Origin of the sequence: Anoxybacillus sp. B2M1 (genome assembly GCF_001634265.1) — a bacterium.
In the GTDB taxonomy this organism is placed as follows: domain Bacteria; phylum Bacillota; class Bacilli; order Bacillales; family Anoxybacillaceae; genus Anoxybacteroides; species Anoxybacteroides rupiense.
In genome coordinates this window covers 2,734,889-2,748,367 of sequence record NZ_CP015435.1, presented here as the reverse complement: position 1 = coordinate 2,748,367, position 13,479 = coordinate 2,734,889, and the positions used below count along the sequence as shown (strand labels likewise).

Sequence of the window (13,479 nt, the reverse complement as noted above, 5' to 3'; positions counted from 1 at the left end):
AATCTATTATAAGGTGTTTTCTCATGCAAAAAAATACTTGATTTTTTATGATTAATATTTCCTAAAAATAGAAACAAAAAATCACCTTTCATAAAAATGAAGGCGATTTTTTAAGCTTTTTTGAGCTTTTGCATAATTTTTTCGATTAATTCATCTTCATTTGCGGCAGAGATCGGACGATTATTGACAAAAGCGAACGATTTTTTGCGGCCAGGCCCACAATACGACTGGCAGCCGATTTGAATCGTTGCATTTGGATCCAATTTTTTCAGCCGAGGCAGCAACGTTTTTAAATTAGTGGCTTGACAATCATCGCACACCCGAAACTCGTTGGCCATTTTGAACGTCATCCTTTCCAACGTTTTTGCGCTAACGAGTATTCTACCTCTTCTTCGTCCACAATGCAAGCTATATAACTGTAAATTGATTTTCCAATCAACTCCATCGACCAAAAATGAACAACAACAATCCTGTTGTTCAGCTATTTCCACCAGCGATATCGACTTGGCTCGAAAAACCGCCATAAAAGAGTAACCAGCTTTCCTCCAAAAAAATAGAATGCTGCTTTTGAATCGGTGATATGTCCTACCTTCCTTAGCACCTCTATCTATAAGGAGAGCGATGGGCTTCTGTCGATATAGAGATCACCTTCAGGCGGCATTGAGCTTGTATCTTTCTTGTAAAACTTGCAATTTTTTATTCACAAAAACTCAAAAAATTGTATAGACTTTCTTATTTTTGTCTATGCTACTACTAACCAACAGCCCAGCCTGACATGACGCCAATCCATTTAGCTGCCCGCAGTTGGCAGCCCGTCCAGATATGGATCATGGATGCTTCATATAGCTTGCTTTCCTGCTAAAAGCAAAGCTAGCTTTTTTCATAAAGTGACCATAATATTAAGAAAGGAAGTTGAGAAATTATGAAACAACGACAAGATGCATGGACAGAAGAAGATGATTTGCTGCTTGCGGAAACCGTATTGCGCCATGTGCGTGAAGGAAGCACGCAGCTCAATGCTTTTGAGGAAGTAGGAGACAAACTTAACCGCACGTCTGCCGCTTGCGGATTCCGCTGGAACGCAGTCGTTCGCAGCCGCTACGAAACAGCGCTGCAACTGGCGAAAAAACAAAGAAAAGAGCGACAGCGGCTACTTGGCAAAAATCAAGCCGTTCGCAAAAAATTGTTGTATACACCACCCGTTCCTGCTCTTGAAGAATTGGGAGAAATAACAGAAATCACCCATTCTCCTGAGCAAACAACGATGACACTTGATCATGTCATTGCCTTTTTGCAATCATTCCAATCGACTAGCGTCAATGCCGAGGCGCTTAAAAGTGAAAATGAACGGCTGCGGCAAGAAAAAGAAGAGCTGGCAGCTAAAAATGACGAATTAGAAACGAAAATTGCGAAACTAGAAGAAGAATCTTCTACCATTCGTGAAGAATACGAAACGATGCTACGCATTATGAACCGCGCTCGAAAAATTACGTTGCAAGAAGAAGAGGAGCGGCAAATGCTAAAATTCAAAATGGACAAAAACGGCAATTTAGAAAAAATCGCCGAATAATGACAAAGGTGACCCCAATAAAGGAGAAAGCATTCCTTCGAGGGTCACCTTTTATTTACTATATTCAGATTGAAAATCGCCATCAATGAAAAGGGAAAAGGCTTCAATGGACAAAAAATAGTGAAAAATGGTTAGATTATATAGATACCGCTCGATTCATTCATATTTTTCATTTGCAAATAAGCCAATTTCGATGGTGGTACGGCCAAAAAAATAGAACAATACATATTTGAATCGGATATAAGTGGAATCTTTTCGTTATCTCTATATGACCATGGCTTTATGCCTCTGATGTTTCTACTATTTTGATGATCGTGACGCTGTCCAATCCGTTCTCAGAGCACCGCTCTTTTATTGCGACAGCGTTTTTTCATTCCGTTCGATCATCCGCTGCAAATGATGTTCATATAGCGACCATTCCTCTTGCGTTAAGACAGAAGAATATAGCTCTGCTCCAAACGAGCGCAACGTTTGCAGCAAACGAAGCATCACATCTGAAATCGTCAGCGGCACATGCAGCAGTTCAGACAATGATGCCATCGTTTCCGGAACAATGCGCGGATACATAAATTTTGTTGGCGCTCCCTGCAAACTGCGCTCATAAAATTGGCGAATGAGCTCCGCGCGAGCTGAACCGCTTCCATGAACGCATATATATATTTGCACAGCCACTCCCCCGCGCACGCGCCGCTGCGAAATACCGGCAAATTTTTTGCCGTTAATGCTTAAATCGTAGCTGCCTGGGCAATAAGAGCCTTCGATTTCTTTCGCTTCGATGATCGCTCCATAGGAAGCAAACATTTGCTGAATCAGCGCCCACATCGCTTCATAGCCTTGATTAATATCAATCGCTTTTTTCGTTTCTGAGAAAATCAGCGAAATATTCAGCACACCTTCGTCTAGCACAACGGCAAGCCCTCCTGAATTGCGAACCATTACGCGGTAGCCTTGCTCCTGCAAAAAAGAAATCCCTTCACGCAAATACGGGAGTTTCGTATCTTGAATGCCCAATACAATCGTATCATGATGCACCCATGTACGGACAACCGCTTCTGATCCCCCTTGTCCCACCATTGTACAGAGCGTATCATCAATCGCAAATGATTGCTTTGCATCAAAGATTGGACCTAAATGTGATTGGTCAATAATTCGCCATCTCGGCTGCTGTAACAGCTCATTTGCCATGAATCAATCTCCTTGCTGCCATAGTTTACATTCATTATATCATAAAAAAGAGGTTCGACGACGCCGTCAAACCTCTCTGCTCTTATTGAAGCGCTTGAGCAGCGGTAATCAGAGCAAGCTTATACACATCTTCCGCGTTGCAGCCGCGCGATAAATCATTCACAGGCTTATTCAAGCCCTGTAAAATGGGACCAACTGCTTCAAAATGGCCCAGGCGCTGAGCAATTTTATAACCGATATTTCCTGCTTCTAAGCTTGGGAAAATAAAGACATTAGCATCGCCTTGAATCACGGAATCAGGCGCTTTCTTTTTCGCGACAGACGGCACAAACGCCGCATCAAATTGAAACTCGCCATCAATAGTCAGCTGCGGCGCCATTTCCTTAGCAAGACGAACAGCCTCCACCACTTTTTCTGTTTCTGGTGATTGAGCCGATCCTTTTGTTGAAAAGCTTAGCATCGCAATACGCGGTTCAATATCAAACATGCGCGCCGTATGAGCGCTCTCAACCGCAATTTCCGCTAGATCCTGGCTGTCTGGAGCAATATTAATCGCACAATCCGCAAATACATACTTTTCCTCATCGCGCACCATAATAAACACGCCTGATGTTTTACGAATGCCTGGTTTTGTTTTAATAATTTGCAAGGCTGGTCTCACTGTATCAGCCGTCGAGTGCGCCGCACCACTAACTAAGCCGTGCGCCTGATTAGTATATACAAGCATCGTTCCAAAGTAATTTTCATCTAACAAAATACGGCGAGCATCTTCTTCAGACACTTTGCCTTTTCGGCGCTCAACAAATGCTTGAACAAGCTCATCCATTTTTCCATATGTTTCCGGGTCTATTATCTCTATATGTGCAAGCTCAACTCCGATTTCAGCTGCTTGATTTTGAATGGCCGCCTTGTTACCGATTAATATGGGACGCAGCACCTGTTCACGTGCTAAGCGGCTGACAGCGGTCAAAATCCGCTCATCTGTTCCTTCTGGAAATACAATCGATATATTTTTTCCTGTTACTTTTTGTTTTAAAATAGAAAATAAATCACTCACACATAATCCTCCTCAATTCAATAAACTTCCTTATCTACTAGCATACTCTTATTGTATGGAAAAGCAACCAAGGTAACCCCTTACAAACAATAGTCTTTTTATTAAAATAATTCAGGCATGGACAAGACCATTTGTTTTTCGAGCGTTTCCGGGACAAACTATGGTATAGTAGTAACAAAAGATCATTTATACATAAGGAGTGGAAAATGATGAGTGAAGCAGCACAAACGCTTGAGGGCTGGTATTGTCTCCATGATTTCCGTTCAGTGGATTGGTCCGCTTGGAAAACGCTCACAGATGATGAGCGGCAGGAAGCCATCCATGAATTTTTATCATTAGCAGAAAAATGGCAGCAAACAGAAAACAATAACGAAGGCAGCCATGCCATTTATACAGTAGTCGGCCAAAAAGCCGATATCATGTTCATGATTTTGCGTCCGACAATGGAAGAGCTAAATGAAATTGAAACAGCATTCAACAAAACAAAGCTAGCAGAATATCTTGTACCGGCTTATTCGTATGTATCCGTCGTTGAACTAAGCAATTATTTGCCTTCTAATGGAGGGGATCCTTACGAAAATCCAGAGGTTCGCCGCCGTTTGTTCCCAATTTTGCCAAAAACCAAACATATTTGCTTCTATCCAATGGACAAGCGCCGCCAAGGAAACGACAACTGGTATATGCTTCCGATGGAAGAGCGCCGCAACCTGATGCGAGCACACGGAATGACAGGGCGCAAGTATGCCGGCAAGGTCGTGCAAATCATTACAGGCTCTGTCGGATTTGATGATTACGAGTGGGGCGTTACCTTGTTCTCAGATGATGCATTGCAATTTAAAAAGCTAGTCTATGAAATGCGCTTTGATGAGGTCAGCGCTCGCTATGGAGATTTCGGCTCCTTCTTTGTTGGAAATCAACTTCCGCAAGATAAAATCTCTTCCTTTTTTCATGTATAGTACAAACTAAGGCCCATCATGGACTTGCCTCTGTCGCGCCAAAGGGCGTGGCATGCCAAGTTCCGGCTTGATGCATTCGGGATGTCAAAATAAACAGACATCCCGAATTTTTTTGTCATATCATCTCCTCCTTGCCCATAACTATAAAAATAAAAATGTCTCCTTTCATTGTCACCATTTTCTCCTTTTACAATAGCCTATTATTGTCGAGAACAAAGACAGAATGAGGTGACAATATTGGCTGTTGTAGCTACCAATACAGAGGATGTTAAACTGCTGGCAAGACTGATGCGGGCAGAAGCGGAAGGAGAAGGACGGCTCGGAATGTTGATGGTTGGCAACGTCGGTGTCAATCGGGTAATCGCCGATTGTCTTGATTTTCGAGGGTTGCGCACAATCCGGCAAATGGTCTTTCAAAGACCTGGCGGCTTTGAAGCCACACAAAAAGGATACTTTTACCAAGCAGCGAGAGATCTCGATATTCAGCTAGCCCGCCAAGTGATTCGCGGCTGGCGTTATCATCCAGCTACGAATTCACTTTGGTTTTTCAAACCGGAAGGCGACTGCCCACCGCAATGGTTTAATCAGCAAAACGTCGGCCGTTATAAATCACATTGCTTCTTTGCACCAACGCGAAGCAATTGTCCGCGAGTATATTAATCTACTTTTCATAGGAGGGTCTTGAGATGACGTATGAAGAAGATCGTCAACAAAGCCAAGGTTATGTATCCTATCCTTATGGATATGCTTATCCGCAAGGCTATTATCCAACCACTTATCCATACTCTCAACAAGCTGTACCATATCAACCGGCTGCCGCGCCAATGGCTGGATTTGGAATGCAGACCCCTTCGTTCGCAGCCCAAACTCCCACAACTGCCAGCCAGCCGGTAGCCGGGATGCTGCCGCTCGAAGAGTCTTATATTGAAAATATTTTACGTTTAAACAAAGGGAAAATGGCTACCGTTTATATGACCTTTGAAAACAATCGGGAATGGAACGCCAAAGTTTTTCGGGGCACGATCGAAGCAGCTGGACGAGATCATTTAATTTTAAGTGATCCGCAAAATGGAAAGCGCTATTTGCTTCCGATGATTTACCTTAATTATGTGACTTTTGATGAAGAGATTGCCTATGAATATCCATACGCAGGCAGTGCCGCTGGATTAAGCTCCTACTCTCCTCGATGATAAGGCAAAAGGGCTGCCAAACGCAGCCCTTTTCAGATTGTTGACAAACGCCTTCATTAAAACCATCATAAGTGGAGAGCCCCTAAAATGGTTGTAGACAAAGTCCTTTTGGATTTTGTCTACAACCTGTTTTTTTCAATATTTTACAGCCGCGTAAGCGATCAGCGCCCACGCAATTAAAAAGGCCACGCCCCCAAATGGCGTAATCGCCCCAAGCGGTTTGATTTGTGTTAAACTTAACACATACAAACTTCCCGAAAACAAGACAATACCTGCGAACATAAACCAGCCCGCTGCTTGAAGCGATCCTGCGTTGGGCCATTTGGCCAATAAAAGCGCGACAACAAAAAGACCAGCAGCATGGAACATCTGATAATGCACAGCCGTTTTCCAGATTTCTAAATAACGTTCGGGAATTTTTCCTTCTAGTCCATGTGCACCAAATGCTCCCAAAGCGACAGCTAAAAATCCATTGATAGCTCCCAGCAAGACAAATAGCTTCATCCTTTTTCTTCCCCTCGTTGATATAAGTTCCACTCTTATCATATCGCATTCACCATCAAAAGAAAAACCCTCCCTCTACATTCCGTTAAGAGGCGGGGATTTCTGGATGAATGATGTTAAAAATCGAGCAAAGATGGCCCATTCGCATCATCCCCGATGTCCATCCGCTCTGTTTTTGTTTCTAATACTAGCGGTTCAAATGAAGAAGCCGCAACATGCGCCGCTTGAAGCTCTCCTTCTAAAATCAGATCGCAAAGAACTCGAATGGCGGCAACATGTTCGCGAAGCTGCTGTTCATTTTGTATCGACCGAGCTTTTTGAAGCTGTTCCGACATTTTCGTTAAAATCGTTGTTACTGAAACATCCAAAACGTTTTCACTCCCATCTTTCTTCTCATGTTGATTCAATGGTATTCTATATATAAAAACATTTCAAGCTAAGATAGTTTGAGAGGAGTGAAAGCTGTGAAAAAAACATGGTGGAAAGAAGCGGTCGTATATCAAGTTTACTGGCGAAGCTTTTACGATTCCGACGGCGATGGTTACGGCGATCTGCAAGGTCTAATGGAAAAACTGGACTATATTCAGCATCTCGGCGTTAATGTGATTTGGCTTAACCCATGCTACCAATCACCAGATAAAGATAACGGCTACGATATTTCCGACTATTATCAAATCATGGATAAAGCCGGAAACATGAAGACATGGGAAACCTTGCTCCATGAAGTACATAAGCGCGACATGAAGCTCATTATGGATCTTGTCGTTAACCATACATCCGACCAACACCCTTGGTTTTTAGAATCCCGTTCATCCAAAGACAATCCAAAGCGCGACTGGTACATTTGGCGCGACAAGCCAAATAACTGGCGGTCTTATTTCACTCCATCCGCTTGGGAATTGGATGAAACAACAGGACAGTACTATTTTCATTCCTTTGCGATTGAACAGCCAGATTTAAATTGGAAAAACCCTGAAGTGCGTGAAGCCATCTATGAAATGATGCGATTTTGGCTTGATAAAGGCATTGATGGATTTCGCTTAGATGCCATTGCTCTTCTCGCTAAACCGGATGGATTTCCTGATGCCGCCAACCCAAATGATATTCGTTATTTGACCAATCATCCGGGGCTGCACGATTACCTAAAGGAAATGAACGAAAAAGTGTTTCGTCATTACGACATTTTTACCGTTGGCGAAGTCGCCTTTGTCACTCCGGAAGAGGGGTTAAAATATGTAGCAGAAGATCGGCAAGAATTGCATACGCTGTTCCATTTTGAAGTATGCGATGAAATGCCAAGCTGGGATCCGCTCCGCTTTAAACAAATTCAAAAACGCTGGTACGAAGCATTATGGGGAAAAGGCTGGAACTCGCAATTTTTAAACAACCATGATCATACGCGACAGGTGACGCGCTATGGAAATGATCAGGAGTATCGCATGGAATCGGCAAAATTGCTTGCCACCATGCTCCATACACTGCCGGGAATTCCATACATATATCAAGGAGAAGAAATCGGCATGACGGGCGTCCGCTTCCCATCGATTGAAGACTATAACGACATTGCGATGAAAAATAAATATGCGGAAGAAGTCGCGAAAGGACGCGACCCGCAGGAGGTGCTTGAAAGCTTGCAGCCGTTAAGCCGCGACAATTCGCGGACACCTATGCAGTGGGATGACAGCGAACAGGCAGGCTTTACGACAGGGACGCCATGGATCAAAATCAATCCTAACTATAAAACCATTAACGTCAAACAAGCCCTTGCCGATCCAAATTCAGTCTATCATTATTATCGAAAGCTCATTCAACTGCGAAAAGAGCGCCTTGAAATGGTATACGGCACCTTCTGCGACTACACCGAAAACGAGCCGTATATTTATGCTTACACGCGCGAATGGGAAGGACAGCGTCTTCTCGTCGTGCTTAACCATTGTGACCACGCCAACCATTACGAGCTGCCGAAAGCTTTAACCGCTACAAACCGCCAGCTCTTGCTCACCAATTATCAGGACGTGCAAGAGACGGGGAATACCTTGCACATGCGTCCTCATGAGGCGCGGATTTACGAATTAGAATAAAGCGAAAGCACGTCATCCTAAGTTGTAGACAAAGTCCATTTGGATTTTGTCTACAACTGGTGATTTTCCCCTATCAGACTCGCTTGAAAACGGATGATCCTGAGTCTGGCAAATAACGGACAGCTCTATCCCATATTTTCAATTTGCCAATCAATTGGTTCTCTCCCTGTTTTTTTCAAAAAAGCATTGGTTTTGGAAAACGGACGGCTGCCAAAAAAGCCGCGTGCGGCAGAAAATGGACTCGGGTGCGGCGCTTCAATCATATAATGGGCAGGGTTCGTAATCAGCTCTTTTTTCGCTTGGGCATGACGTCCCCACAAAATAAAAACCACCGGTTCTTGTTTGCTGTTCACGAGCTCAATGACACGGTCTGTAAAGATCTCCCATCCCTTACCTTTATGAGAATTCGCTTCTCCACGGCGAACGGTTAATACCGTATTCAATAAAAGAATCCCTTGCTGAGCCCATTTGACTAAATAACCGTTGTTTGGAATATAGCAGCCAAGATCATCCTGCAATTCCTTAAAGATGTTTAATAAAGAAGGCGGCAGCGGAACGCCCGGCTTCACTGAAAAACTGAGTCCATGCGCCTGATTGGGGCCATGATACGGGTCTTGTCCCAAAATGACGACTTTGACTTGCTTATAAGGCGTATAATGAAGGGCATTGAAAATATCGTACATATCCGGATAAATCGTTCTCGTCTGATATTCCGCTTTCAAAAATTCCCGCAGTTTAATATAATACGGCTTTTGAAATTCTTCTTCTAACAAAGGAGCCCAATCATTCTTTAAAATGGCCATCGTCACAACCCTTTCTTCATTCTTTTACCATTAATGTATCACAATCAGACCTCTTGTATAAACTGTTCTATCGTTGTGCGGTGTTAAAGTAACCTCACAATGAATCGACCCCTGTCAAGTAGACAGGGGTCTCCGTCCTATGAAAAATGCTTGCGTCAATGGAAGGATGGAACGCTTCGCATCGACAAGCAAGCAGTTCGTGAGGCGAAAAAGGACGTTTGCCTAGTGACTGTCGAGCTCGGGCATCAGCATGTCCGAGTTTGACAGATTGCTTACAGTCAGCCTAAGTTTCGTTGCACCGGAACAAGACATTACATATTATGTGTTTGGTTAAGTGCTTGGTTCATTTTACGATTAAGAAGAACAAAGACAGAGAAAAGGGAAATAATGGACAATAGAATAAAAGCAAACTCAACAGAAAATTTGTCTACCAAATACGATATTGGAAGAGAGAATAGTCCAGAAAAAGCAATGAATGAACTATATACTCCCATCACTCGACCTAGGTATTCGTCACTAGTGTAATATTGGAGTTGGGAAATGATAATCAGAGAACAAAATTGTGTGAATAGTGAACGAACAAATATGATGACGACAGAAACTAAATAGAACTTTATAAATGGAATGAAAGTAGTACATATAGAAATTACAAGAAACCCAAATAGTAGAAGTTGTTTCGACTTTTGCTGGAAGCTCCTATCGTACTTTCCAAATATAATGGCGCTAACCAAAAGACCTAAACCTATGGAGGAATTCAATAATCCCAATATTTCTGTATTGCTAGAATTTAATGTATCTACATATGCGGGAAGCAAAAAATCAATTTTCGAAATTAATGCACTCAAAAATCCAAGAATGATCATCATAAAGATTGCTTTATTGCTTATGAATATACTGCGTGAATTTTTTAAATCATCCAAAAATTTACTTTCAATATGGATAGTAGTACTTTCCTTGGGAACGTTCATTTTCCACACACAGAGTATAATAACAATAAAAGTAAAGGCATTAAAGAAGAAGGTAAACTTAAATCCCAACATACTAGTAATAAAACTCCCAACTATAGGCCCTAAAAATAATGCAATCTGAAAAGTAGCTCCATATAGAGCATTTGCATTACCTATAAATTCCTTTGGCACCATCTTAGGAACTAAAGATCTCCTAGCTGGTATATCAAGTGCAACGAATATTCCATAAAGGAAATTCAGGACTAATAGCAATCCTATACTCATTTTATCTAAAAATATGAACGTAGCTATAATAAGTGTCAATACAGCCATACTTGTTTGGGTAAACAATAACAATCTCTTTCTGTTTATTCGATCTGCTAAAGTTCCACCAATAATCATAAAAAGCGTATTAGGAAGTAATTGCATAGTAGTTAAAAGTCCTACATCTAACGGAGACTTATTTAACATTCTTCAGTCGAGAAGTCTCCCACTTCTAAATCTTGCGAAGCTTGATGAAAGTGGGAGATGAATCGACTTCGGACAAGGACAGGCTTTTGCCTGTTCAATTGTCTGACCCTGTGGTAAAATAAACCTATGTCGTTCTTTCATAACTGGATATAGGAGGTTGCATGGAGAAAATAAAATGCGAAAACCAAGCTGATCCTTCCATGCGTAAAATATCCAAGGTACAAAAGAACTCCGAATTGTCGGACATCTAGGGTTGGAACGACCCGAAGTCACGCTCAGGGAGACGAAAGGCGGCTTTCGTCGTGGAACTGAGAAGCTCCCACTTCAAGCTTTAGCTAAGTGGTGAGTAGTTCACACTATAAATATACCATTGTTCTACAAACATTTGTGACCAAGTTCCAATATTGGAAATAAACAATCCTAACCATAATAAAAAGAAATTTTTATACCGCAATGACTTGAAAATAGAAATTTGATAGATTTTTCTTCTCATCATTTCCCCCTAAATTATGAATTATTTATTCCCGTGGTGCTGGATAAAATCAGACAAGCGTAAAAAATAGCCCTTGCATGAGGATCTCCTTCAAATGAAAGTGCAACCAAACAGCAAAAGGAGCAGTTCCCATAGAAGAGCCCTTTCATTTTACAACGGATATATTCCCATTAAAGAAAGGAAAAGTTTTTTATACGAATTTTTTCAATACTCAGGATGACCTTCTCCCTGCTTTATACCATTAATATTACCTTTTATGTAAAATTTACCATAAAATAAATTTGGCATTCAAGAATTTTTGTTAATATTTCTATTTTTTAAAACATTAGAAATGCCCCGACAGCATCGCCGAGATCGCTTTATTCCATTTTTTAACAATGTATGTGTAAGCGAAAGATTGGTGGATAGAGTGTAGGAGTGATCCCCGACGAGGATGGCGAGCTTTTATTCGCACCGCTTGTCGGAGCCACCAAACGAAGCGCAGGAAGGTGAAAAAGCAAATGACAGGCAAAAAGGACTCTCAGGAGAGAGTCCATGAATGTTCAACCGCATCTTACCGCAAATGTCCCGACGATGAACCTCCCCCACCTCCACTCCGTTTAGAGGTGGAAGACTTCTTGGTGCGGTGGATTATGTTAAAATTGAATTTTTTCTTCAAGAAAGCTTTTTAACTCGGTAATCGGCACTCTCGTTTGCTCCATCGTATCGCGATCACGCACGGTTACCATGCCGTCCTGCTCTGAATCAAAATCATACGTAATGCAGAATGGCGTGCCAATCTCATCTTGGCGGCGATAACGTTTACCGATTGATCCAGACTCATCGTAATCGACCATAAAATATTTGGATAAATCAGCGAAAACTTGGCGCGCCCCCTCAGAAAGCTTTTTCGATAGCGGAAACACCGCCGCCTTATACGGCGCCAATGCTGGATGTAGGCGCATGACGGTGCGCGTCGTTCCGTCTTCAAGTGCTTCTTCGTCATACGCGTCAATCAGAAAAGCAAGTGTGACGCGGTCCGCCCCAAGCGACGGTTCAATGCAGTATGGAATATAGCGTTCATTCGTATCCTGATCGATGTAATGAAAATCCTCGCCAGAATGCTCCATATGCTGCTTCAAGTCATAATCCGTACGAGAAGCAACCCCCCAGAGCTCTCCCCAGCCAAACGGGAATTTATATTCGATATCCGTAGTCGCATTGCTGTAGTGCGACAATTCTTCTTCCGAATGGTCGCGAAGACGGATATTCTCGGCTTTCATTCCCAATGATAACAGCCATTGCTCGCAAAACTGCTTCCAGTAATCAAACCACTTCAACTCCTCGCCCGGTTTGCAGAAGAACTCCAGCTCCATTTGTTCAAATTCGCGCGTGCGGAATGTAAAGTTCCCTGGTGTAATTTCATTGCGGAAGCTTTTCCCAATTTGCGCAATACCAAATGGAAGCTTTTTGCGCATCGTACGTTGCACATTTTTAAAGTTGACAAAGATTCCTTGCGCGGTTTCTGGTCGAAGATAAATTTCATTGGCGCTTGATTCGGTCACGCCTTGGAACGTTTTAAACATTAAGTTAAATTGACGAATGCCGGTAAAATCTTGACTGCCGCAATCCGGACAAACGATATGATGCTCGTTGATCAGTTCTTCCATTTTGGAAAATGGCAGCCCGTCAACAATCATTTCGATTCCTTTTGCTTCTAAAGCTGTTTCAATGAGCTTATCAGCCCGATGACGCGCTTTACATTGTTTACAGTCGATCATTGGATCATTGAAGTTGCCTAAATGGCCTGATGCTTCCCATGTTTTTGGATTCATTAAAATAGCGGCATCTAAGCCGACATTATAAGGGGATTCTTGAACAAACTTTTTCCACCATGCCCGCTTAATATTATTTTTGAGCTCTGTACCAAGCGGACCGTAGTCCCATGTGTTGGCTAGTCCGCCATAAATTTCTGATCCTGGAAAGACAAATCCGCGATGCTTCGCATGAGCAACGATTTGATCCATTGTCACTGACATCTTTTTTCCTCCTTTATTTTTTCAAACAAAAACGCCCTCGCCACTAGGCCTTGCGCCTAGGGACGAGAGCGTGACTCCCGCGGTTCCACCCTAGTTGATGCGTATGCCGCATCCACTTTGTACCAAAGCAACTCCGGATTGCCGCTTCATTGACCATCTTCACCGGGCTTCCACCGCCCCCGGCTCGCTATGGAAGAGAGGGAC

At 42.6% G+C, this 13,479-nt stretch carries 13 protein-coding genes; 5 read left to right on the top strand and 8 right to left on the bottom strand.

Translation table 11 applies throughout. The features are described 5' to 3' along the window. Positions 1–110: 110 nt before the first annotated feature. Complete coding sequence (locus GFC28_RS13400) at positions 111–338, bottom strand: YuzB family protein (RefSeq protein WP_044741501.1); 228 nt, start codon at positions 336–338, stop codon at positions 111–113. Between the two features lie 584 nt (positions 339–922). Here GFC28_RS13400 and GFC28_RS13395 point away from each other — a divergent pair. After that, positions 923–1,570, top strand: a complete 648-nt coding sequence (locus GFC28_RS13395; protein WP_044741500.1) for an RsfA family transcriptional regulator — start codon at positions 923–925, stop codon at positions 1,568–1,570. Between the two features lie 351 nt (positions 1,571–1,921). On the opposite strand, the gene GFC28_RS13390 is transcribed toward GFC28_RS13395, so the two are convergent. Both GFC28_RS13390 and pta read right to left on the bottom strand, forming a co-directional pair. After that, positions 1,922–2,755: an octanoyl-[GcvH]:protein N-octanoyltransferase gene (locus GFC28_RS13390; RefSeq protein ID WP_044741499.1), complete on the bottom strand. Its 834-nt coding sequence runs from the start codon at positions 2,753–2,755 to the stop codon at positions 1,922–1,924. A gap of 82 nt (positions 2,756–2,837) precedes the next feature. Next, positions 2,838–3,812, bottom strand: coding sequence for a phosphate acetyltransferase (pta, locus tag GFC28_RS13385; protein ID WP_044741498.1), 975 nt, complete (start codon positions 3,810–3,812; stop codon positions 2,838–2,840). Positions 3,813–4,021: 209 nt separating this feature from the next. On the opposite strand from pta, the gene hemQ reads away from it, so the two are divergent. The 3 genes from hemQ to gerQ all read left to right on the top strand — a co-directional run bounded on the left by hemQ (position 4,022) and on the right by gerQ (position 5,958). After that, a complete protein-coding gene (hemQ, locus tag GFC28_RS13380; RefSeq protein WP_044741497.1) occupies positions 4,022–4,768 on the top strand; it encodes a hydrogen peroxide-dependent heme synthase in 747 nt (248 codons plus the stop codon). Positions 4,769–5,005: 237 nt separating this feature from the next. After that, positions 5,006–5,428: a cell wall hydrolase gene (locus tag GFC28_RS13375; RefSeq protein ID WP_044741496.1), complete on the top strand. Its 423-nt coding sequence runs from the start codon at positions 5,006–5,008 to the stop codon at positions 5,426–5,428. A gap of 26 nt (positions 5,429–5,454) precedes the next feature. Beyond that, complete coding sequence (gerQ, locus tag GFC28_RS13370) at positions 5,455–5,958, top strand: spore coat protein GerQ (protein WP_044741495.1); 504 nt, start codon at positions 5,455–5,457, stop codon at positions 5,956–5,958. A gap of 135 nt (positions 5,959–6,093) precedes the next feature. Here gerQ and GFC28_RS13365 read toward each other — a convergent pair whose 3' ends face one another. After that, a complete protein-coding gene (locus tag GFC28_RS13365; RefSeq protein WP_044741494.1) occupies positions 6,094–6,462 on the bottom strand; it encodes a DUF423 domain-containing protein in 369 nt (122 codons plus the stop codon). 116 nt (positions 6,463–6,578) lie between these two features. Beyond that, positions 6,579–6,830, bottom strand: coding sequence for a YwdI family protein (locus tag GFC28_RS13360; protein WP_044741493.1), 252 nt, complete (start codon positions 6,828–6,830; stop codon positions 6,579–6,581). Positions 6,831–6,926: 96 nt separating this feature from the next. Between GFC28_RS13360 and GFC28_RS13355 the strand changes: the two genes are divergently transcribed. Further along, on the top strand, positions 6,927–8,543 hold the full coding sequence (locus GFC28_RS13355) for a glycoside hydrolase family 13 protein (protein WP_044741492.1): 1,617 nt from the start codon (positions 6,927–6,929) through the stop codon (positions 8,541–8,543). A gap of 125 nt (positions 8,544–8,668) precedes the next feature. Here GFC28_RS13355 and GFC28_RS13350 read toward each other — a convergent pair whose 3' ends face one another. From GFC28_RS13350 to GFC28_RS13340, 3 genes are all read right to left on the bottom strand, one after another. Then, entirely contained in the window at positions 8,669–9,346 is a 678-nt protein-coding gene (locus GFC28_RS13350; protein WP_044741491.1) for a uracil-DNA glycosylase, read from the bottom strand. Between the two features lie 311 nt (positions 9,347–9,657). After that, positions 9,658–10,764: an MFS transporter gene (locus tag GFC28_RS13345; RefSeq protein WP_044741490.1), complete on the bottom strand. Its 1,107-nt coding sequence runs from the start codon at positions 10,762–10,764 to the stop codon at positions 9,658–9,660. Between the two features lie 1,128 nt (positions 10,765–11,892). Next, positions 11,893–13,275, bottom strand: a complete 1,383-nt coding sequence (locus tag GFC28_RS13340) for a glycine--tRNA ligase (RefSeq protein WP_044745198.1) — start codon at positions 13,273–13,275, stop codon at positions 11,893–11,895. Positions 13,276–13,479 lie beyond the last annotated feature (204 nt).